Source organism: Nonomuraea sp. NPDC050478 (genome assembly GCF_044458265.1).
In the GTDB taxonomy this organism is placed as follows: Bacteria; Actinomycetota; Actinomycetes; order Streptosporangiales; family Streptosporangiaceae; genus Nonomuraea; species Nonomuraea ferruginea.
Window position 1 is genome coordinate 625,585 of record NZ_JBITHT010000002.1, and the last position, 21,489, is coordinate 647,073.

The window sequence follows — 21,489 nt, forward strand, 5'->3', positions numbered from 1 at the left end:
ATCTTGAGGATCAGTTGTGGATCACTGCAGGTGCTGCCCGCGTTCGTGGTGGGCGCCCCGAGATGCAGGTCGAAGCCATTGAGGAGCCGTGCAGAGGGAGGAACGAACAGCTCGCCCCACGGCTGAGGCCCCGAGCGAAGACCGGCAGTTGAACATCGCGGACCGTCCGGACCGCGGCGAGGGTGCCGGGACCTGCCATCCCGTGACGGTCCACCCGGGCCACGGTCCAACGACGGTCCAGACAGCGAGAAGGCCGGTCACCCCGTTGGAGAACCGGCCTCTGACCTGCTGCGATGTGGTGGGCGATACGGGGATCGAACCAGTGACGGTGTGAAGACTGCAGACGCCGGGGTTCAGCGAACCTGCAGGCCCGTCACCGCGCGCCCGATGATCAGCCGCTGGATCTCCGACGTCCCCTCGAAGATGGTGTAGATCTTGGCGTCGCGGTGGAAGCGCTCCACCGGGTGCTCGCGGGTGTACCCCGCGCCGCCCAGGATCTGGATGGCCTGCTCGGTCACCCACACCGCCGTCTCCCCCGCGACCAGTTTCGACATCGAGCCCTCGGCCTGTTCGAAGCGCTTGCCCTGCCGGGCCATCCAGGCCGCTCGCCAGGTCATCAGGCGGGCGATGTCGACCCGGGTGGCCATGTCCGCCAGCAGGAAGGCGATGGCCTGGTTCTCGCCGATCTTGCGGCCGAACTGCTCGCGTTCGCGGGCGTAGTCGCGGGCGTACTCGTAGGCGGCCCGGGCGATGCCGACGGCCATGGCGGCGACCGTGGGGCGGGTGGTCTCGAAGGTGCCCATCGCCGCCTGCTCGCCGGCGCGCTCGCCGTTGCGGACGCGGGCCAGGCGGGCGTCCAGTTTCTCCTTGCCGCCCAGCAGGCACGAGCCGGGTACGCGGACGCCGTCGAGGACGACCTCGGCCGTGTGGGAGGCGCGGATGCCGTGCTTCCTGAACTTCTGGCCCATGGACAGGCCCGGGGTGCCGGGCGGGATGATGAAGGAGGCCTGGCCGCGGGTGCCGAGGCCGGGGTCCACGGAGGCGACGACGATGTGCACGTCGGCGATGCCGCCGTTGGTGGCCCAGGTCTTGACGCCGTTGATGACCCAGTCGCCGTTGTCGTACACGGCTCTGGTGCGGATGGCGCCGACGTCGGAGCCGGCGTCGGGCTCGGAGGCGCAGAAGGCGCCCAGCTTGACGTCGTTCTCCGTGCCGAACATCTCCGGCAGCCACTGGCCCGCCTGCTCGGGCGTGCCGCTGCCGGACAGCGCCGCGGCGGCGAGGCAGCTGCCGACGATCGACAGGCCGATGCCGGCGTCGCCCCAGAACAGCTCCTCGAACACCACGGGCAGCGCGAGGCCGCTCCCCTCGAACCACTGGGTGGCGAAGAAGTCCAGCGAGTAGAGGCCGATCTTGGCCGCCTCCTGGATGACCGGCCAGGGGGTCTCCTCGCGCTCGTCCCATTCGGCGCCGGCGGGGCGGACCACGTCGCGGGCGAAGGCGTGCACCCAGTCCCGGACCTCGATCACGTCCTGGTTGAGGTCCAGACTGAAGCCGCTCATGTGGTCGCTCCCTGAGATCTTCCGGTGAGGCCTGGCCCGACGCCAGTATGCTACCGGCCAGTAGTCGCAGGCCGGCGTGACGGGCCGCGGCGCGCGACCGTCTTCAGTTCTTGATCCCGGTCAGCGTGACCCCCTCGATGAAGTACCGCTGCAGGAGGAAGAACAGCGCGATGATCGGCGCGATCACCGCCGCCGAGGCGGCCATGAGATAGCCCCACTGCGTCAGGTAGATGCTCTGGAACGACGCCAGGCCCAGGGACAGCGTGTAGTTCTCCTCGCTCTGCAGGTAGAGCAGCGGCCCGAGGAAGTCGTTCCAGGTGCCGATGAACGCGAAGATGGTGACCACGATGATGGCGGGCCTGGACAGCGGCATGACGACGGTCCAGAACACCCGCCAGGGCGAGGCGCCGTCGATGTAGGCGGCCTCGTCCAGCTCGAAGGGGATCGTCAGGAAGAACTGCCGCAGCAGGAAGACGTTGAACACGCCTCCGCCCGCCCCGGCGAACCAGCTCGGGACGGTGAGCGGCGCGATCGTGTCCAGCGCGCCGAGCCGCTGCCACATCACGAACGTCGGGATGAGCGTGACCGCGTACGGCAGCATGACGCCGGTCAGCAGCAGCGCGAAGACCACGTCGCGGCCACGCCAGCGCAGCCGGGAGAAGCTGAAGGCGGCCACCGAGCAGGTCAGCACCGTGCCGACCACGCTGACGACGGCGATGACCAGCGTGTTGACGAAGTAGCGGCCGAAAGGCTGGGTGGTGAGCGCCTCGCTGAAGTTCGACCACTGGAACGGCGAGGGGATCCACTCCGGCGGGGCGACGAACATCTGGGCGTCCCGCATGAGCGCGCTGCGCACCAGCCACACGAACGGGAGCAACGTCGGTACGGCGCCGGCCAGCAGTGCCAGGTAGAGCAGGAGCCGGCGCGGCCCGCGAGTCACCGGGCGCCTGCCATCTCGTAGTGGACCCAGCGGCGCGCGTTCCTGAACAGGAGGAACGTCACCACCATGATGATCATGAACAGGGTCCAGGCGAGCGCGCTGGCGTAGCCCATCTCGCTCTCGTTGAACGCCTTGCGGAACAGGTAGTAGACGTAGGAGAGGGTGGCGTGGTTGGGGCCGCCCTCGGTCATCACGTACGCCTGGTTGAACACCTGGAAGGTGCCGACCACGCCGACCACCAGGTTGTAGAAGATGGTCGGCGTCATCATCGGCAGCGTCACGTGCCAGAAGCGCCGCAACGGCCCGCCGCCGTCGATCGAGACGGCCTCGTACAGGTGCCGCGGCACCCCCTGCAACCCTGCCAGGAAGATCACCATGGTGTTGCCGAAGGCCCAGGTGCTCATGATGATCAGCGACGGCACCGCGGTGGACTCGGCGTAGATCCACTGGGAGGTGGGCAGCCCGCCCTGCCGCAGCAGGGAGTTGAGCAGCCCGAAGTCCGGGTTGAAGATCCAGATCCAGAGCACGACGTTGGCGATCGCGGGCACCAGCGTTGGGAGGTAGAAGATCGTCCGCCACACCGACAGGCCGCGGACGCGCTGGTTCAGCAGCATGGCCACGGCGAAGCTGACGATGAGCACCAGCGGGACCGAGCCGAGCGTGTAGTACGTGGTGGTGGTCAGCGACTTCCAGAACAGCTCGTCGCCGGCCATGGCCGCGTAGTTGCCGAGCCCGACGTACACCGGGGCGGCGCCGATCCGCCAGTCGGTGAGGCTGAAGAACGCCGAGGCCGCCATCGGGCCGATCGTGAAGATCAGGAATCCGAGAATGGCGGGCAGCGCCATGAGGATGCCCCAGCGCGTCTCAAGGCGGCGCATCACACCTCCTGGGTGTGATGCCAGCCCTGCAGCATGCCGGTGATCTTGGGGGTGGCGGCCTTGAGGATCTCGCCGGCCGGACGCTTGCCGGTCTCGATCTCCTGCAGGGCGGGGGTGAGCACGTCGCCGGCGATGGCCGACAGGTTCCTGAGCCGGTTGCGGAAGTCGGGCACGCCGTGCTCCCGGGTGTAGTCGACGACGGCGGTGCGGAACTCCGGCGGGTGCTGGTCGTTCTTGGTCCAGGCGTCGATCGCCGCCTGGTCCTCGTAGTACTTCTTCTCCTGCGGCATCCACAGGCCCCGCGCGTACAGGTCGACGTAGCGGGGGTCGTTGTGGAAGGCGAACAGCTCGACCGCCTCCTGCTCGTGCGCGGTGCCGGCGAACACCGCCGACGCCCCGGCGACCTGGGTGGCGGTGTACGGCTCGGCGTACTTCGGCAGCACGCCGATGCCGTAGTCGACCGCGCTCTCGTTCATGTCGAGCAGGCTCCAGTGGCCGTCCACGACCATCGCCACCCGCTTGGTCTTGAGCAGGATGTTGGTGCCGGGCACGTCGTCGCCGGTGGCGGCGAGCTGACCGGGGCCGGGCGCGACGCGGTGCTCGTAGATGAGGTCCTGCAGGTTCTGGAACACCTCGATCGCCTCGGGCGTGTCCAGCCGGCAGGTCCTGCCGGTCTCGTCGGCGATGTCGCCGCCGTTGGAGCGCAGGTAGCCGTACCAGGCCGCGCCGTAGGTGATGCTGCTGGAGACGCCGAACTGCCTGACCTGCCCGGGGTCGAAGCCGGACTCGTCCGGGTGCCTGCCGTTCTGGTCGACGGTGAGCTTGTAGGCGTTCTCGACGAGCTGGTCCCACGTCCAGGCCGAGGCGGCGGCGGCCGGCGGGGTGACGCCGGCCGCGGCCACGGCGGACCTGCTGAACCACAGCAGCATGGACTCGTTCGCGGTGGCGAGGCCGTGCAGGTCGTCCCGGCCACTCCACAGGTAGGCGTCGGGAAGGTAGCCGGCCAGCTGCGGATACTTCTTCAGGTACGGGAACAGGTTGACCAGCTTGCCCTGCTCGCCGAGCCGGAACGACATCGCCATCGGGACGTAGCCGGCGTCCGGCAGGCGGTCGCCGGCCACCAGGGTGTTGAGCTTCACGTCGTACTCGTCGGGGGTGTAGAGCGGTTTGACCGTGACGCCCGGGTTCTTCTGCTCGTACTGCTTGAGCATGTTCTCGACGGCCTTCTTCTCGAACGTCGAGCCCCAGAACATGAACTGCAACTGTGTCCTGCCGGCCCGCTCCTGGTCACCGCCGCAGGCCGCGGCCGTGGCCCCGAGAGCGGCGAGGCCGCCGAGCTTCAACAGGTCGCGTCTTCTCATCGGCGTGTTCCTTACGCGAGGGGGATCCAGACCCGCATCGCGCCACCGTCGCGGTTGTCCCACTGGAAGTAGGGGACTGCCGTCGCGGTCACGCGGGTGCTGGTCGCGAGGGACTTGCTGGTGTACGGGAGACCGTCGCGCGGCTCGTGCACCACGACCGCGTCGACGTCGAGCAGGACGGTGCGGCCGACGCCCGGCAGGTCGTCCCTGGGGACCGGGCGGGGGACGGCGTCACGGGCGATGGCCAGGTCGTCCACCTCGACGCGGCCGGGCTGGTCGGCCTGCTCGAAGCAGTAGACGAGGGGGCCGCGCTGCAGCGCGGCGCTGCCCCTGACGGCGTCGACGCGGTGGTGCGGGCGCAGGAGCCTGGGGGTCAGGTCGAGGTTCAGCTCAACGGTGTCGCCGGCCCGCCAGCCCGAGCGACGAATCCTGAAATATCCGTCTTCGTGGGGCTGGGCGAGGTGGCTGTCGACGTACGTGGTCTCGCTCCAGGAAGGGATCCGGAGCGCCAGCTCCCACTCCCCCGCCGGGGCCTCCTCGACCGTCACGCGGACCAGGCCGTCCCACGGGTAGTCGGTGTCCACCCGCACCCGTCCGCCGCCTCCGCTCACCACGCCCTCGGCGTACTGGTGGAGTTGCAGCCCGGCCTCGCTCCACGTGGCGAGGTAGCCGCCGAGCGAGGCCACCAGCCGCATGATGTTCGGCGGGCAGCAGGCGCAGGCGAACCACTCCCTGCGCCGCCCGAGGTAGGCGTCCTCGACCAGGTCGTTCCTGCGCTGCAGGGGATTGACGTAGCAGAACCGCCGGCCGTCGGCCGAGGTGCTCGCCGCGAAGGCGTTGAACAGCACCCGTTCGAGCAGGTCGGCGTAGCGGCCGTGGCCGGTGGCCAGCAGCAGCCGCCAGTTCCAGTGGATGCTCGCGACGGCCGCGCAGCTCTCGCTGTAGGCGCGGTCGGGCGGCAGTTCGTAGCGCTCGCCGAACGCCTCGCCGTCGTGCCGCGAGCCGTTGCCGCCGGTGACGTAGGTCTTGGTGGCGACCATGTCCTCCCACCGGCGCACCGAGCACTCCAGCAGCGACTCGTCGCCCGTCTCCAGGTAGAGGTCGACGACGCCGGCCTCCAGGTAGAGCTGGCGTACGGCGTGCCCGACCGGCGTGTCCGCCTCCCGTACCGGCAGATGGTCCTGGGCGTAGAGCGGGCCCATGCCGCTGTCGCGGATCAGCCCCTTGCCGCGGTTGTCGACCAGCTTGGCCGCCAGGTCGAGGTAGGCGGGATCAGCGGTCAGCCGGTGCAGCTCGACCAGCGCGGTCTCGACCTCGGCGTGACCGTCGATGCCGTCGTTCCCACCGGTGAGGAACACCTGGACGAGGTGGTCGGCCAGGCGGCGGGCGACCGGGAGCAGCGTGTCCCCGGCGCCCGCGCGGGCGACCGCCACCGCCGCCTGGAGCAGGTGGCCGGCGCAGTACATCTCGTGGCTGTACTCCAGCTCGGCGTAGATCTTCTCGGGCTTGACGACCTGGTAGTGGGAGTTGAGGTAGCCGTCGGGCCGCTGCGCGGCGGCCAGCACGGCCGCGGCCCGCTCGATGAACGCCGTGTACCGGGGGTCGGGAGCGCGGGCGTGCTCCCAGGCGACGGCCTCCAGCTGCTTGTAGAGGTCGGAGTCCTGGAACCGGTATCCCTGGAACTGGCCGTCGCGCTCCCCCGCCGCGCGGCGGAGGTTGGGCAGCGCGCCCGATCGTTCCATCCGCTCCAGGCCGAGCGGGATGCTCGTCTCACGGTTCACCCGCTGCCACCGGGCGAGCGGCCCGCCGGTGACGCGGGCGTCACGGAGGCCGATCGGCCGCAGGACGGCGCGGGCGGAAGGGACGGCGGGACCGGGGATCTGATCCATCGAGCTCCTCACCGGGAGAGAGAAAACGGTGGGAATAGGTTTTCTCAACCCGGAGGGTAAGGTGTGATACACCACGGGTCAAGAGGTGGACGGCCACGCTAAGGTGTGACCGCGAAGGGGGAGTCGGTTGGCCAGCCCATCCGAGCGGACGGCGAAGACCGTCACGATCAGAGACGTCGCCGCGGCCGCGCAGGTGTCGATCGGCACCGCGTCCAAGGCGCTCAACGGCCGGGGCCGCATGCGCGCCGAGACCCGCGACCGGGTCCTCACCGCCGCCCGGCGGCTCAGCTTCCGCCCCAACCCGCTGGCCCAGGGCCTGCTGGCCGGGCGCACCTACACGGTCGGCCTGGTCACCGGCGACAGCTTCGGGCGCTTCAGCATCCCGGTGATGCTCGGCGCCGAGGACGCGCTGGACGCGGGCCAGATCTCGGTGTTCATGTGCGACACCCGCGACGACCCCATCAGGGAGCGCCACTACGTCGAGCGGCTGCTGGCCAGGCGGGTCGAGGCGATCATCGTCACCGGCCGGCGCACCGAGCCGAGGCCCGGCATCGGGCGGCTGCCCGTCCCCGTCGTCTACGCGATGACGCAGTCCACCGACGAGGGCGACGTGTCGCTCGTCCCCGACGACGAGGGCGGCGCCGCGCTGGCCGCGCGCCACCTGCTGGCCACCGGCCGCACCCGCGTCGGCCACATCACCGGGCCGCGTCGGTTCCAGGCGGCGCGGCGGCGCGCCCAGGGGCTCACCGCCGCGCTGGCCGAGGCCGGGCTGCGGCCGGCCGGGGAGGTGCTGTTCGGGCAGTGGAGCGAGGAGTGGGGCAGGCAGGCCGCCGACGTGCTGCTGCACGCCGCGCCCGACGTCGACGCCGTCTTCTGCGGCAGTGACCAGATCGCCAGAGGCGTGGCCGAGACGCTGCGCGAGCGGGGCCGTCGGGTGCCCGACGACGTGGCGCTCGTGGGGTTCGACAACTGGGAGCCGATGGCGCTGGGCTGCCGCCCGCCGCTGACCACGGTCGACATGAACCTGGGCGAGATCGGCCGGCTGGCCGCCCGGCACATCATGGACGCGATCGACGGGCGCCCGGCGGCGGGCGGGGTGACGGTCGTCCCGGCGAGCCTGGTGATCCGCGAGTCGACCCGGCGGACGGGCTGACGGTTGACGGGCGCTGTGGGACATCTTACGGTCCCGGTTGGGAAAACCTATTCCCAACTCACGAGGAGTCCAGTATGGACCGTGGATCCCGCCGCACGCGCTCGGCCGTGGCGGCGCTGTTGCTCAGCTCCTTACTCACCGGCGGTGTGACGACACCCGCGCATGCCGCCTCCCCCGCCGAGGTCGTTGACCTGTTCGGCAGGACCGTCAACGGCCACGGCGTCCAGCTGGTCGACTGGCAGGGCTACCTGGCCAACCCGTACGTCGAGCTCACCGTCAAGCCCCCGGCCGACGCCCGCTACCCCGTCACCGTGGACCTGAAGGCCGAGGGCACCTCCCGGCTGATGATGGACCTGCCGAGCCGGCTCACCGCGACCGGCGCCACCAAGACGCTCACCTTCGCCGGCGCGGCCGAGCGGAAGACGTTCAAGCTCGCCATCCACTCCAGGCGCGGCCCCGGCCAGGACGAGACCCACACGCTGCGGCTGTCCGTCAGGGAGGCGGGCGGCGCGACGTCCCAGCAGTCGATGCCGATCCGGGTGCAGCAGGACGAGAAGACGCCGCTGGAGCCGACGCTGCCGGTCACGTTCGACTACCGGTACGACACGATCACCGGCTACTTCTCGGACCCCGCGTTCAGGACGGCGTCGGAGGAGGCGGTCAAGGACTGGTTCCGGTTCTTCGACATGGCGCCGTTCGACACCGTGGCCGCCGGCGCGGAGACCAACCACCTGCCGGGCGACGACTGGCAGAACACGATCACGGTCACCAACCAGACCGCCTACAACGGCATGTACGTGTTCTTCAGAGGCATCCAGACCCCGTACTCGACCGGCTACCCCGCGGCCAACGGCCGCTACAGCACCAGGAACGGGCAGCGGCTCCCGGGCCCGCTCCACCGCTCCACGTCCATGATCTTCGAGTACGACGAGGCGGGGAAGCGGCTGTTCACCTCGCTCGCCGACGAGGACTGGTACCGGACGGAGATCCAGGGCGACGTGCTCGACGTGCACGGCCTGGTAATGCACGAGTACGGCCACGCCGTCGCCTTCCACAGCGACTGGGCGGGCATGCGCGCCTACGTCCAGGGCGGCGGGAACGACCCGGACGTCTCCGCCTACCAGGGCTACCCCGTGCCGCTCGATTCGAGCTACCACATCCCCGGCGAGCAGCGGTACTGGGACCGGCTCAGCGGCCAGAGCGGCGGCTGGACCCATCTGTTCCCCACCCGCCGGTGGATGCTGACGAAGCTCGCGCTGCTGGTGGCCGAGAACGCGGGCTGGCGGCTCAACCGCGAGCTCACCCCGTTCCTGCCGCCGTCCATCGTCACCACCTCGCTCCCCCAGGCCACCCCGGGCGCGGCCTACCAGCAGCGGCTGACCGCCAAGGGCGGCGTGCCGTTCTACGACTGGCAGATCGACGGCGGCACGCTGCCGGCCGGACTGAGCCTGGACCGGTTCACCGGCGCCATCACCGGCACCCCCTCCACGGCCGGCACGTCCACGTTCACCGTCAGGCTCCGCGACTACGACCGGCTCAGCACCCCGGTGACCAGGACGTTCACGATCACCGTGGGCGGCGGCGCGGCGAACCTGGCCGGCACCGCCACGCCGACGGCCTCGTACACCTCGCCCTGGGAGAGCGTGGCGGCGATCAACGACGGGATCGACCCGCCGCGCTCGAACGACACCGCCAACCCGCGCTGGGGCACCTGGCCGCAGACCGGCGCCCAGTGGGCCGAGCTGACCTGGCCCGGCAGCCAGACGATCCGCTCCGCCGAGGTCTACTTCTTCGACGACGGCGGTGGCGTGCGGCTGCCGGCCTCCTGGAAGCTCCAGCGCTGGACGGGCAGCGGGTACGCCGACATCCCCGGCACCTACCCGGTGGCGCCGAACGCCTACAACCGGGTCACGTTCGACCCTGTCAGCACCACCAGGCTCAGGGTCGCGCTTCAGAGCGGCCCGGCGTCGGTCGGGCTGCTGGAAGTGAAGGCCTTCTCCTGAACGCGGTGAAAGGTTTTCGGTCCACCAGCCGCTGTTGAGCCCCCTGGCCGCTTCCTCCGGCAGAGGGGCCGGCCCTGGAAAGAAGGCGGCTTCGAAAACCTTTCACTAGCCTCTGACCTGCTCGAACATGACTTTTCGAAACTTGGGTCTTGACGGTTTCTGCGGTGCCGCGAACACTCGGGTGAACCAAGAACGCACCTGCCTTCCACGAGGCGAACCGTGATGTTAGCGCTAACACGATCGTCTCAAGAACCCCCCAGGTAGGAGGACCCGTCCATGTCCCGATTAAGAGCCCTGGCCGCGCTGTTCGCGGTCGCCCTGCTCCCCGCCCTCGCCGCGCCCGCCTCCGCGGCGGCCCCGATCACCACCTCGATCTACACCGCCGACCCGGCCGCCCTCGTCGCGGGCGACACCCTGTACCTCTACACCGGGCGTGACGAGGCCCCGGCCGGCGGCACCAACTTCGTCATGCGCGACTGGCACGTCTTCAGCTCCACCGACGGCACGTCCTTCACCGGCCACGGCGCCCGCCTCTCGGTCTCCAGCTTCCCCTGGGCCGGCGCGGACGCCTGGGCCAGCGAGGTCGAGCGCGGCGCCGACGGCCGCTACTACTGGTACGTCTCCGTCAACGGCAACGGACCCGGCTGGATGAACATCGGGGTGGCCGTCGGCGACAGCCCGCTCGGCCCGTTCACCGACGCCAAGGGCGGGCCGCTGATCAGCGACAGCACCCCGAACTCGTCCCCGCTGAACATCGACCCGACCGTGTTCACCGACGACGACGGCCAGGTCTACATGTACTGGGGCTCGTACTACGGGCTGCGCGCGGCCAAGCTCAGGCCGGACATGGTCACCCTGGACGGCCCCGTCGTCACCCCGCAGGGCGTGTCGAACTTCTGGGAGGCGCCCTGGATGTTCAAGCGCAACGGGACCTACTACCTCGCCTACGCGGCCAACGACTCCGGGTGCTCGGCGCCGAACTACGCGTGCATCCGGTACGCCACCGCGAGCAACCCGCTCGGGCCGTGGACGCACCGCGGGGTCGTGCTCGACCAGGTCAGCTCGACGACGAACCATCCGGCGATCATCGAGTTCAAGGGCCAGTGGTACATGGTGTACCACAACGCCGGCGCGCCGGGCGGCGGGAACTTCCGCCGCTCCGTCACCCTCGACAAGCTCTACTGGAACGCCGACGGCACCATGCAGAAGGTCGTCCAGACCACCGGGCCGGGAGGCTCGCAGAACCTGGCCCTGTCGGCGACGCCGTCCACCTCCTACGTGTCCCCGTGGGAGACGCTCGGCGCCATCAAGGACGGGTACGCGCCCACCGGCTCGGCCGACCACAGCCACGGCGCCTACGGCAACTGGCCGCAGCAGGGCACCCAGTGGGTCGAGTACCAGTGGCCTGCCGCCCAGAGCGTCAGCAGGGTGGAGACGTACTGGTTCGACGACGACCTGGGCATCGACCTGCCCGCCTCCTGCCAGGTGCAGTACTGGAACGGCAGCGCGTACGTGAACGTGCCCGGCCAGTCGGCGTGCGGCGTCGCCCCGCACACCTTCAACGTCACCACGTTCAACGCGGTCACCACCACCCGGCTGCGGCTGAACATCACCTCGAAGAGCGGCTACTCGACCGGTGTCCTGGAATGGAGGGCGCTGTCATGAGACGGATCCTCACCGCCCTACTGCTGGTCGCGGCGACGCTCGTGGCCGGCGCCCCGGCGCAGGCTGACCAGACCATCGGCTATCCGACGTTCGGCGGCCCGGCGATCCCCGCCGTGCCGGCCGCGTACACCGCGGGCGACATGATGCGGGCCATCTACGACGCCGAGAGCTCCGGCACCGACTTCTGGATGGACCGGCTGCTGGCCAGGCCCGGCAACGACCCGGCGGGCACCTGGCTGATGACGCGGGGCCGCGCCCTGTTCATGAAGACGCACACCCCGTCGGTCATCGGGTTCGGCGGGCAGGTCGCGTACTGGGAGAGCATCAGCAACCAGAACGCCTACAGCATCGCGCTGGGCTCCGGAAGCTGGACCGAGCAGCCCGGCCAGCGCTGGCAGGCGCCCAGCCACTGGAAGAGCGTGCACACCAGCGGCTCGCTGGTCGCCAACGTCACCAAGTTCATCACCAACGAGAACGTCGCGGTCACCAACGTGGCCGTCACCAACAACGGCGGCTCGTCGGCGACGCTGAACCTGCGCGCCACCTCGCCCTACACCAGCACGGGCAGCGGCAGCGAGCTGACCGGGCAGGTCAACGCCTACAACAACCTGACCACGATCTACCCGCGGCTGTCCGGGGACGGGTTCACCGTCAGCTCCGGCGGGCTGAACCGGTCGGTCACCGTGGCGGCCGGGCAGACGGTGACGGTCAAGGTGCAGATGGGGTTCGTCACCAACGAGCTGCCCGGGTCGCTCACCGAGTACAACGCCTACCGCGGCCACTCCCCCGCCACCGCGTTCGCCACCCACGTGCGGGAGTACAACCGGTGGTGGGCCGACAACGTGCCCTACATCGACGTGCCCGAGCCGGCGATCAAGAAGAACGTCTACTACCGCTGGTGGCTGATGCGCTACAACCACCTCGACGCCGACATCCCCGGGCAGACCTTCCAGTTCCCCACGTCCATGGAGGGGGTGCTGGGCTACAACAACGCGATCGTGCTCACCCAGCCGATGCACATCGACGACCTGAAGTACCTGCGCGACCCGGTGTGGTCGTACGGGCCGTGGCTGTCGATCGGGCAGACCTCGAAGAGCGGCCGGTTCGCCGACAACCCCGGCGACCCGGAGAACTGGTCCAACAGCTACACGCAGTACGTCGCCGAGGCGGCGTGGAAGAGCTACCAGATCCACGGCGGCCAGCCCGGCATCGTGGGCAACCTGGCCCGCTACGCCGAGCAGGACGTCAAGGGGCAGTTGTCCTTCTACGACCACGACAACGACAAGGTCATCGAGTACGACTGGGGCGCCCTGACCGGCAACGACGCCGACGCCGTCTCCTTCCACTGGCGTTCCGGCTGGCTGGACCGGGCCGAGGGCGCCTACCAGTACAGCGGGGTGAAGGCCGCGGCGCAGGCGTACGCGCTGCTCGGCAACACCGCCAAGGCCAACGAGATGAACACCCTGGCCACCGACATCGGCAACGCGCTGGTCAACGTGCTGTGGAACCCGAACCGGCAGCTGTTCGAGCACCGGCACGTCTCCACCAACGAGTGGGTGCCGTGGAAGGAGATCAACAACTACTACCCGTTCGCGGTGGGCGCCGTGCCCAACACCGCGACCTACCGGCAGGCGCTGCGTCTGTTCGACGACCCGGCCGAGTATCCGATCTTCCCGTTCTACACCGCCAACCAGCGGGACAAGGCGGCCTCGGGCACGGGCAGCAACAACTTCTCCACGATCAACTCGACGGTGCAGTTCCGGCTGCTCTCCTCGGTGCTGCGCAACTACCCCAACGAGTGGATCGACGCCACCTGGTACAAGAAGCTGCTCTACTGGAACGCCTGGGCGCAGTACGTCGGCGGCAACACCCAGTGGCCCGACGCCAACGAGTTCTGGGCCGACTGGAACGGCAGCAGCATCCAGTACCGATCCTGGATCCACCACAACATCCTGGGCAGCAGCAACTGGACCGTGATCGAGGACGTCGCGGGCCTGCGCCCCCGCTCGGACGCCCAGGTGGAGCTGAGCCCGATCGACATCGGCTGGTCCCACTTCACCGTCAACAACCTGCGCTACCGCAACAGCGACCTGACCATCGTCTGGGACGATCCGGCCGACGGCGTGGTGCGCTACGCCGGGATCCCGCAGGGCTACTCCATCTACGTCAACGGGGTCCGCCGGGCGACGATCGACCGGCTGGCGCCGCTGACCTACAACCCGGCCACCGGCGCGGTCACCACCTCGGCGAACGTCCTCTACAACAGTGCCGCGTCCGGCATGCAGGCGCCCGCGCAGGTCGCGCACACCGGCGCCCGCATGGTGGACATGCTCGCCAAGGCGGGCGTCGACCTGACGGCCGGCCTCACCAACCTGGCCGCCATGGGCTCGGCCACCGCCTCCCACACCGGGTCCGGCACCAGCGTGGCCGGGGCGCGCGACGGCCTGCCGACCAACGAGCCGTTCTGGGGCGCGGGCGGCTCGCCCAACAGCCAGGACTGGTACGAGGTCGACTTCGGGTCGCCGCAGACCTTCAACGAGGTCTGGCTCCACTTCCGTGACAGCCGGCCGGCCAGCGGCACCTACCGGGCGCCCGCGTCCTACGACATCCAGTACTGGAACGGCAGCTCCTGGGTGACCGTGAGCAGCCAGGTCAAGTCGCCCGGCAGCCCGCGGGCGAACCTCAACAAGGTCACGTTCACCCCGGTCACGGCCCAGCGGGTGCGGATGCTGGCCGCGAACGCCTCCGGGTCCAAGGTGGGCCTGACCGAGTTCAAGGTGGTCAACCGGGGCGGCGTCCAGCCTCCGGCCAACCGGGCGCTGTCGGCCACCGCGTCCTGCTCCTACACCTCGGCGTGGGAGAGCTGCGCCGCCGTCAACGACGGCGGCGAGCCGGCCAGCTCCAACATCCCCGGCCCCAACCAGGGCACCCGCTGGGGCACCTGGCCCGAGACGGGCCAGCACTGGGCGGAGCTCACCTGGTCGTCGGCGCAGGCGCTCAACCGTGCCGACGTGTACTTCTTCGACGACGAGCAGGGCATCGACATGCCGGCGTCGTGGAAGCTGCAGTACTGGAACGGCAGCGCGTACGCGGACGTCCCGGGCGCGAGCGCCTACGGGCTGGCCAAGAACCAGTACAACACCGTCACCTTCTCCTCGGTGAACACCACCCGCCTGCGGGTGCTGCTCACCGGCAACGGCTCGTCCTCCGTGGGCCTGCTGGAGGTGAAGGCCTTCGGAACGTAGGACCCGGCGTCGTCCTGCCTCACCGCAGTGTCAGCATCGGGGGTCGTTCGGCGATGGAGACGTCGCTGCTGACCACCCGGTGGCCGCCCGCGCAGCGGCGGAACTGGTCGAGGCAGGACGACAGGTCGTGGCAGCGGCCGAGCTTGCCCTGGCGGAGCAGCCGCGAGTAGGCGGCCAGCATGATCTGGGCCGCCATGTTGCCCAGGGCCTCGGTCGACTGCGGCGCGTGCTCGCGGGAGCCCAGGTCGACCTGGGCGAACGCGTCCAGCCCCGCCAGGTCGAGCAGGTCGACGAGCAGCCCGAGCTCGACCCCGTACCGGGTGAGGAACGGCACCCGCTCCAGCGCGGAGCGGCGGCCGGCGTACTCGCCGGCGAGCGGCTGGACGAACCCGGCGAGCTCGGGCCAGTGGAGGTTGATGAGCGGGCGGGCGACCAGTTCGGTGACGCGGCCGCCGCCGTTGGGTGCGCCGTCGAGCGGCCGGTCGTAGCAGCCCTTGGCGTAGGCGACGCTGCGGTCGGTGAGCAGCGGGCCGAGCAGTCCGCTCACCAGGGACGACTGGAAGCCGCGGATGTCGGCGTCGACGAACGCCACGATGTCGCCGCTGGTGACGGCGAGGGACTTCCACAGCGCCTCGCCCTTGCCGTCGAGCGGGCCCAGCTCGGGCAGGATGGCGTCCTGGGCGTGCACGTCGGCGCCGGCGCGGGCGGCGACGGCGGCGGTGTCGTCGGTGGAGCAGGAGTCGATGACCACGACCTCGTCCACGAGGCCGCCCAGCTCGTCGAGGATGACGCCGACGATGTGACCCACGGTGTCGCGTTCGTCACGCGCGGGTAGAACCACGCTGACAGACGTGCGGCCCTTCGCCTCGGCCAGCTCGCGCACCGGCCAGTCGGTCGTGCGTGTGGTGCGGCGCCGCAACCAGGTCCGAACTTCAGGCAGCATGCGACCACCCCCGTTCATCCCCTGAGTTCTGCCCTCCGGGGGTCAACCCGTGACGGCGTGGCGCTCCAAGAATGTGTAAACATCCGCCTCGTCGACGCCGGGGAAGGAACCGGGCGGCAGGGCGGCGAGCACGTGCGAGTTGGCGCGGGCCGACGGCCAGGCGTAGCCCTCCCAGCGCTCGGCCAGCGCGGTGGGCGGGCGGCGGCAGCAGTCGCCGTTGGGGCAGGTGGACTTGGTGCGGTTGGTGGTCTCGCGGCCGCGGAACCAGCGCGACTCCTTGAACGGCACCCCGAGCGTGATGGCGAAGTCGCGCTCCCGTGACGGGTCGACGTGCGCGACGCAGAAGTAGGTGCCCGTGGGCGAGTCGGAGTACTGGTAGTAGACGGAGAAGCGGTCGGGCGAGGCGAACACCTGGCGGCCCGACCACTGCAGGCACATCCGCTGCCCCTCGATGGCGCCCTGCTCGTCGGCGGGGAAGACGATGCCGTCGTTCTCGTACGCCTTGTAGATGATGCCGCCGGCGTCGTTGCGGACGAAGTGGCAGACCAGGTCGAGGTGGTGGGTGGCGAGGTTGGTGAAGCGGTGGGCGGCCATCTCGTACGAGACCGCGAACACGTCGCGCAGGTCCTCCACCGACAGCGCCCGGTCGGCCTTGGCCTCCTGCAGGTAGACGGCGGCGGCCTTCTCCGGCACGAGCACGGCGGCGGCGAAGTAGTTGGCCTCGGTGCGCTGGCGCAGGAAGTCGGCGAAGTCGCGGGGCTTGTTGTGGCCGAGCGCGAGGTGGCCGAGCGTCTGGAGCAGGATGGTGCGCGGGGTGTGCATGCCGAGCTGCTCGTGCTTGACGTAGATGCGGCGGTTGCGCATGTCGGTGATGGAACGCACCGACCGGGGCAGGTCCTGGGCGGTGTGCACGGTGTAGCCGAAGTGCGTCACCAGGCTCTGGATCATGCTCTGCGAGAGGGCGCCGGCGCGGTAGCCGACGGAGCCGAGCGCCTCGGCGGCGGCCTGCTCGATCTCGGGGAAGTAGTTGCCCAGCTCGCGCTGGCGGCGGCGCAGCTCGGCGTTGGCAGCCCTGGCCTCCTCGGGGGTGGCGGTGCCGCGCGCCTCGCGGGAGCGCAGCTCGCCGTAGAGGCCGAGGATGTGTTCCAGCACGTCGTTGGGCACGCGGGCGGAGACCTTGAGACGCGGCAGCCCGAGGTCGGCGTAGATGGGGTCGCGCTGGGCCTCTTCGAGGGCGATCTCCAGCTGGGCGCGGCGGTTGGGCGGCTGGCGGCGCAGCAGCTCCTCGACCGGCACGTTCAGCGCCGAGGCGAGCGACTTGAGCAGGGAGAGCTTGGGCTCGCGCTTGCCGTTCTCCAGCAGGGAGAGCTGGCTGGGCGCCCTGCTGACCCGTTCGCCCAGGTCGGAGAGGGTGAGCCCGCGCTGCTTGCGGAGGTGGCGCAGGCGTTGCCCGAACGCGATGAGATCGAGCTCATGCGTCAAAGTCAGCGGTTCTTCACCCAGCAAGGACGCCATGCACGCATCTTAGTCGGAAATTCCGCTCATCTTCTAGACGTACGGGAGGCGCCCGCAGGCCCTGTGAGGCCGGGCACACCACCTCTGACCAGTGGTCTAGTCCATAGAGAAAACTCTCGATTTTTTCTCCCCTGAAGACCGGCCAGTAGTTGCGTGTGGCGGAAATTCGCAGGTTTTTCTCTCCCGTTCTGGCTGTTGCCGGGGGTCACGGGGGCACAGACTCGGCATACGCCCCAGGGGACGACAAAGGAGTGAACGATGAACGATCGCCTCAAGGGAGCCGCCGAGCAGCTGCGGGACGAGTGGGAGAACGACCCGCGCTGGGCCGGCATCGAGCGCACCTACAGCGCCGAGGACGTGATCCGGTTGCGTGGCAGCGTCCAGGAGGAGCACACGCTCGCCCGGCTCGGCGCCGAACGGCTGTGGAGCCTGTTGCACACCGAGGAGTACGTGCACTCGCTCGGCGCGCTGACCGGCAACCAGGCCGTGCAGCAGGTGAAGGCCGGGCTGAAGGCCATCTACCTGTCCGGCTGGCAGGTCGCCGCCGACGCCAACCTGGGGGCGCAGACCTACCCCGACCAGAGCCTCTACCCGGCCAACTCCGTGCCGGCCGTGGTGCGCCGCATCAACAACGCGCTGCTGCGCGCCGACCAGATCACCTGGTCGGAGGGCCGGGAGGACGCGCCGCACTGGCTGGCGCCCATCGTGGCCGACGCCGAGGCCGGGTTCGGCGGCGTACTCAACGCCTTCGAGCTGATGAAGGGCATGATCGCCGCCGGCGCCGCCGGCGTGCACTGGGAGGACCAGCTCGCCTCCGAGAAGAAGTGCGGCCACCTCGGCGGGAAGGTGCTCATCCCGACCGGCCAGCACATCAAGACCCTCAACGCCGCCCGCCTCGCCGCGGACGTCGCGGGAGTCCCCTCCCTGGTCATCGCGCGGACCGACGCCCAGGCCGCGACGCTCCTGACCAGCGACGTGGACCCGCGCGACCAGGAGTTCTGCACCGGCGAGCGCACCGCCGAAGGCTTCTACCGGGTGCGCAACGGCATCGAGGCGTGCATCGCCCGCGGCCTCGCCTACGCCCCGCACTCCGACCTGCTCTGGATGGAGACCGGCACGCCCGACCTGGACGTGGCCCGCGAGTTCGCCGAGGCGATCAAGGCCCGGTATCCGGACCAGATGCTGGCCTACAACTGCTCGCCTTCCTTCAACTGGAAGCAGCACCTGGACGACTCCACCATCGCCAAGTTCCAGCGCGAGCTGGGGCACATGGGGTACAAGTTCCAGTTCATCACCCTCGCCGGGTTCCACTCGCTGAACTACTCGATGTTCCACCTCGCCCAGGGGTACGCGACCGACGGCATGACCGCGTACGTGGACCTGCAGGAGGCGGAGTTCGCCGCGGAGGCGCACGGATACACCGCCACCCGCCACCAGCGCGAGGTCGGCACCGGCTACTTCGACCTGGTCAGCACGGCCATCTCGCCCGACTCCTCGACCACCGCGCTCAAGGGGTCGACCGAGGAGGAGCAGTTCGCCCACTGACCGCATGAGCTCGCCGGTTACCTCCAGGGCATGGGTGGTTCCCCCCGGCGAACGGCCGCGCCAGACCTTCCCCGGCCTGGCGCGGCCGACCCATGTCCGCCAGCCCGTGCAACGGATCGGCCGCGTTCCTTCTCTGAGAGGTGGAAGGAATCGACGGAAGGCTGGAGCAGGTGGATGGAGACGCCCGATTCGCGGAGTTCGTCGCCGAGCGGGGTGAGGCGCTGATGCGCTACGGCTACGTGCTCGCGGGCAACCCGCACGACGCCGCCGACCTGGTGCAGGAGGCGCTGCTCAAGGTGCGGGCCGCCTGGCCGCGGCTGCGCTCCAAGGACAACCCCGAGAGCTACGCGCGCACCACGATGGCACGGCTGCACATCGCGGCCTGGCGGCGGCGCAGACGCGAACAGCTCACCTGGGAGCCACCTGACAGGGAGCACCGCGACGCGCTGCCCAGCGGCGACGAGCGCGCCATGTGGCTGGCGCTGGCCGGCCTGCCCCGCAAGCAGCGCGCCGTCCTGGTGCTGCGCTACTACGAGCAGCTCGACGACGCCGAGATCGCCAAGGTGCTCGGCGTCTCCCGCGGCACCGTGCGCAGCCAGGCGTCGCGGGCGCTGGACAAGCTGCGCGCCGCCGTCCCCGCCGAGTGGAGCGCGGTCGGGGAGGGAGCGCGATGAACCGGACGCCCGACGTGGAGGACACCCTGCGCAGGACGCTGCGGCAGGCCGCAGGCCAGGCGCCCGGACTGCCCGCCGAGGCGGCCGCCTCCCAGGTGGAGGCCCGCTACCGGCGGCGCAGGCAGCGCAGGCAGGCGCTGCTCGCCGGCGCGGCGGTCGTGGTGATCGCGGGCGGGGTCGCGGGCGGCCTGCGCGCCGCAGACAGAGCCGCCGACAGGGCCGCCGACCGGGCCGCCACCGTCACCCCGGACGCGACGGCGACGGCGGCAGTGTCGCCGCCCGTGTCGCCGGCCCAGTCCCACGCCCCGTCCTACGACGTCAAGCCGGAGCCGATCGGATCGGTGTGGCCGGAGGCGCTGCGTGAGGTTCCCGCCAAGACGCCAGAAGGCAAGAAGATCCAGCCGATCCTCCTCCTCGACGACGACCGGACCCTGCTCGTCTCCACCTGGGCCTCGTTCGAGAAGACCGACGCCCTGTACGCCTACGACCTGGACACGCTCGCCCTGCGCGAGATCACCCACGTGGTGACCCCCAAGGGGACCGCGCTGTTCGCGTCGGGCTTCGACGCCGCCGGCGGGCACGTCGCCTGGTGGACGCAGCTCAAGGACGGCACCGCCCAGATCTGGGCGGCTCCCCTCGCGGGCGGCGAGGCGCGGCTGATCGGGAGCCGGCTCGACGAGCGCGGCCTGGACAAGGTCGAGATCGTCGGCGACCGGGTCGCGTTCTCGGCCCGCTCCGGGGGAGTGTTCACGGTCCCGCTCGGCGGCGGCGAGGTGGAGCCGCTCGAGAACGGGGCGGGCATGCACCTGCTGTCCTGGCCGTGGATCGGCACCCCCGGCCCGTACAGCGGGGGCGAAGGCGCGCACTACGGCCTGATCCGCAACCTGCGGACCGGCGAGACCGACCGGGCCCTGGCAAGGGACGGCGAGCAGGTGCATGCCTGCGGCGTGACACTCTGCGTCGGCAGCTCCGGGGCGACCGCCTTCCACCGGCTGCGCGACGGCTCCCGGCAGCAGGAGTTGCCCGGCGGCATGGCCTGGACGCCGCCCGCCCTGGACCGCTTCCACGTCGCCACGATCCCCTACGGCGAGGACTCGGTCGGCGTCGTCCTCTTCGACCTGCGCACCGGTGCTTCCGCCGACCTCGGCGTCCCGTCGAAGCGGACGGACGGCGGCGTCAGCGTCATGAGTCCCGGCTTCGACGACGACGGCAGGCTCCTCGCCTACCCGGCCGGGGACACCCTGCGCGTGATCGACGTCACGAAGATCAGGTGAGGCTGGCGGCTTCCTCGGCCTCGACCTGCTTGTTCCAGTCCTTCTTGACCGCGCGCCACGACTCGTCGTCCGCTCCGGCCCGCCAGTAACCGGAGATCGACAGGTGCGCCATCGGGATGCCCAGGCCGACCCGCAGGTGGCGGCGGAGCTGCTTGACGAACCCGGCCTCGCCGTGCACGAACGCCTGCACCCGCCCGGCCGGGAAGCCGAAGGAGCACACCGCCTCCACCAGGGCCTGCCCGACCGGGCGGTCGCCCCGGTACAACCAGACCACCTCGACGTCGCCGGGCGTGCTCAGCTTGATCTCCTCCTCCGGCCCCGCCACCTCGATGAACGCGAACGCCCGCGCCCCCTCGGGCAGCGCCTCCAGGGACGCGGCGATGGCGGGCAGCGCGCTCTCGTCACCGGCGAACAGGTGCCAGTCGGCCTCCGGGCCGGGCGCGTAGCCGCCGCCGGGTCCGATCATGAGCAGCTCGTCACCCGGTCCGGCGTTGGCCGCCCACGGGCCGGCCAGGCCCTCGTCGCCGTGGTAGACGAAGTCGAGCGTCAGCTCGCGGGTGTCGGGGTCCCAGGCGCGCACGGTGTAGGTGCGCAGCCGCGGCCAGAACTCGCGCGGCATGGTCTCCCGTACCTGCTTGACGCTGAACGGCTGGGGGTAGTCGACCCCCTCGTGCGGGAACACGATCTTCACGTAAGTGTCGGTGTGGCCGGACGTCTCGAAGTCGCGGAGTCCGTCACCTCCGACGATGACCCGGATCATGTGCGGCGCGATGCGCTCGGTACGCAGCACGACGCCTCGGTGGTGATCCCTCGGCTTACCGGTCATGCGGAACAGCTCCTTG

15 protein-coding genes are annotated in these 21,489 nt (G+C 70.3%); 7 read left to right on the forward strand and 8 right to left on the reverse strand.

The genetic code is table 11. The features are described 5' to 3' along the window. Window positions 1-353 precede the first annotated feature (353 nt). The 5 genes from ACIBF7_RS10920 to ACIBF7_RS10940 all read right to left on the reverse strand — a co-directional run bounded on the left by ACIBF7_RS10920 (window position 354) and on the right by ACIBF7_RS10940 (window position 6,630). Window positions 354-1,562 (reverse strand): acyl-CoA dehydrogenase family protein, encoded by a 1,209-nt coding sequence (locus ACIBF7_RS10920; protein WP_397196982.1) that lies wholly within the window; start codon window positions 1,560-1,562, stop codon window positions 354-356. 103 nt (window positions 1,563-1,665) lie between these two features. Beyond that, window positions 1,666-2,502 (reverse strand): carbohydrate ABC transporter permease, encoded by an 837-nt coding sequence (locus ACIBF7_RS10925; RefSeq protein WP_271277131.1) that lies wholly within the window; start codon window positions 2,500-2,502, stop codon window positions 1,666-1,668. Then, window positions 2,499-3,380, reverse strand: a complete 882-nt coding sequence (locus ACIBF7_RS10930; RefSeq protein WP_397196983.1) for a carbohydrate ABC transporter permease — start codon at window positions 3,378-3,380, stop codon at window positions 2,499-2,501. Before ACIBF7_RS10930 ends, ACIBF7_RS10925 begins: the two co-directional genes overlap by 4 nt. Further along, complete coding sequence (locus tag ACIBF7_RS10935) at window positions 3,380-4,741, reverse strand: extracellular solute-binding protein (RefSeq protein ID WP_397196984.1); 1,362 nt, start codon at window positions 4,739-4,741, stop codon at window positions 3,380-3,382. The genes ACIBF7_RS10930 and ACIBF7_RS10935 overlap by 1 nt, the downstream gene beginning before the upstream one ends. 11 nt (window positions 4,742-4,752) lie before the next feature. After that, complete coding sequence (locus tag ACIBF7_RS10940) at window positions 4,753-6,630, reverse strand: glycoside hydrolase family 127 protein (RefSeq protein ID WP_397196985.1); 1,878 nt, start codon at window positions 6,628-6,630, stop codon at window positions 4,753-4,755. A gap of 127 nt (window positions 6,631-6,757) precedes the next feature. Between ACIBF7_RS10940 and ACIBF7_RS10945 the strand changes: the two genes are divergently transcribed. The 4 genes from ACIBF7_RS10945 to ACIBF7_RS10960 all read left to right on the forward strand — a co-directional run bounded on the left by ACIBF7_RS10945 (window position 6,758) and on the right by ACIBF7_RS10960 (window position 14,696). Continuing rightward, window positions 6,758-7,783: a LacI family DNA-binding transcriptional regulator gene (locus ACIBF7_RS10945; protein WP_219544610.1), complete on the forward strand. Its 1,026-nt coding sequence runs from the start codon at window positions 6,758-6,760 to the stop codon at window positions 7,781-7,783. A 74-nt stretch (window positions 7,784-7,857) separates the two neighbouring features. Then, entirely contained in the window at window positions 7,858-9,786 is a 1,929-nt protein-coding gene (locus tag ACIBF7_RS10950) for an Ig domain-containing protein (protein WP_397196987.1), read from the forward strand. A 276-nt stretch (window positions 9,787-10,062) separates the two neighbouring features. Beyond that, the gene (locus tag ACIBF7_RS10955) at window positions 10,063-11,451 is read left to right on the forward strand and encodes a glycoside hydrolase family 43 protein (RefSeq protein ID WP_397196988.1); all 1,389 of its coding nucleotides are present in this window, start codon (window positions 10,063-10,065) and stop codon (window positions 11,449-11,451) included. Continuing rightward, window positions 11,448-14,696 (forward strand): discoidin domain-containing protein, encoded by a 3,249-nt coding sequence (locus ACIBF7_RS10960; RefSeq protein WP_397196989.1) that lies wholly within the window; start codon window positions 11,448-11,450, stop codon window positions 14,694-14,696. Before ACIBF7_RS10955 ends, ACIBF7_RS10960 begins: the two co-directional genes overlap by 4 nt. Window positions 14,697-14,715: 19 nt before the next feature. Here ACIBF7_RS10960 and ACIBF7_RS10965 read toward each other — a convergent pair whose 3' ends face one another. After that, complete coding sequence (locus ACIBF7_RS10965; RefSeq protein WP_148032371.1) at window positions 14,716-15,639, reverse strand: glucosyl-3-phosphoglycerate synthase; 924 nt, start codon at window positions 15,637-15,639, stop codon at window positions 14,716-14,718. Window positions 15,640-15,681: 42 nt separating this feature from the next. Then, window positions 15,682-17,154, reverse strand: coding sequence for a helix-turn-helix domain-containing protein (locus ACIBF7_RS10970; RefSeq protein WP_378525098.1), 1,473 nt, complete (start codon window positions 17,152-17,154; stop codon window positions 15,682-15,684). 258 nt (window positions 17,155-17,412) lie between these two features. Here ACIBF7_RS10970 and aceA point away from each other — a divergent pair, with 258 nt between their 5' ends. From aceA to ACIBF7_RS10985, 3 genes are all read left to right on the forward strand, one after another. After that, complete coding sequence (gene aceA / locus ACIBF7_RS10975; protein WP_148032372.1) at window positions 17,413-18,699, forward strand: isocitrate lyase; 1,287 nt, start codon at window positions 17,413-17,415, stop codon at window positions 18,697-18,699. Window positions 18,700-18,839: 140 nt separating this feature from the next. Continuing rightward, window positions 18,840-19,373: a SigE family RNA polymerase sigma factor gene (locus ACIBF7_RS10980; protein ID WP_364227758.1), complete on the forward strand. Its 534-nt coding sequence runs from the start codon at window positions 18,840-18,842 to the stop codon at window positions 19,371-19,373. After that, window positions 19,370-20,647, forward strand: a complete 1,278-nt coding sequence (locus tag ACIBF7_RS10985; RefSeq protein ID WP_397196990.1) for a TolB family protein — start codon at window positions 19,370-19,372, stop codon at window positions 20,645-20,647. Before ACIBF7_RS10980 ends, ACIBF7_RS10985 begins: the two co-directional genes overlap by 4 nt. Here the strand turns inward: ACIBF7_RS10985 and ACIBF7_RS10990 are convergent. Beyond that, window positions 20,640-21,473 carry a siderophore-interacting protein gene (locus tag ACIBF7_RS10990; RefSeq protein WP_397196991.1) on the reverse strand — a complete coding sequence of 278 codons (834 nt, stop codon included), beginning with the start codon at window positions 21,471-21,473 and terminating at the stop codon, window positions 20,640-20,642. The two genes, ACIBF7_RS10985 and ACIBF7_RS10990, sit on opposite strands and share 8 nt — an antisense overlap. Window positions 21,474-21,489 lie beyond the last annotated feature (16 nt).

Coding starts and splice junctions, on each gene's coding strand:
- ACIBF7_RS10970 (WP_378525098.1), bottom strand. CDS start 17,154: ATGGCGTCCTTGCTGGGTGAAGAACCGCTGACTTTGACGCATGAGCTC.
- ACIBF7_RS10965 (WP_148032371.1), bottom strand. CDS start 15,639: ATGCTGCCTGAAGTTCGGACCTGGTTGCGGCGCCGCACCACACGCACG.
- ACIBF7_RS10935 (WP_397196984.1), bottom strand. CDS start 4,741: ATGAGAAGACGCGACCTGTTGAAGCTCGGCGGCCTCGCCGCTCTCGGG.
- ACIBF7_RS10930 (WP_397196983.1), bottom strand. CDS start 3,380: ATGCGCCGCCTTGAGACGCGCTGGGGCATCCTCATGGCGCTGCCCGCC.
- ACIBF7_RS10955 (WP_397196988.1), top strand. CDS start 10,063: ATGTCCCGATTAAGAGCCCTGGCCGCGCTGTTCGCGGTCGCCCTGCTC.
- ACIBF7_RS10940 (WP_397196985.1), bottom strand. CDS start 6,630: ATGGATCAGATCCCCGGTCCCGCCGTCCCTTCCGCCCGCGCCGTCCTG.
- aceA (WP_148032372.1), top strand. CDS start 17,413: ATGAACGATCGCCTCAAGGGAGCCGCCGAGCAGCTGCGGGACGAGTGG.
- ACIBF7_RS10960 (WP_397196989.1), top strand. CDS start 11,448: ATGAGACGGATCCTCACCGCCCTACTGCTGGTCGCGGCGACGCTCGTG.
- ACIBF7_RS10920 (WP_397196982.1), bottom strand. CDS start 1,562: ATGAGCGGCTTCAGTCTGGACCTCAACCAGGACGTGATCGAGGTCCGG.
- ACIBF7_RS10990 (WP_397196991.1), bottom strand. CDS start 21,473: ATGACCGGTAAGCCGAGGGATCACCACCGAGGCGTCGTGCTGCGTACC.
- ACIBF7_RS10985 (WP_397196990.1), top strand. CDS start 19,370: ATGAACCGGACGCCCGACGTGGAGGACACCCTGCGCAGGACGCTGCGG.
- ACIBF7_RS10950 (WP_397196987.1), top strand. CDS start 7,858: ATGGACCGTGGATCCCGCCGCACGCGCTCGGCCGTGGCGGCGCTGTTG.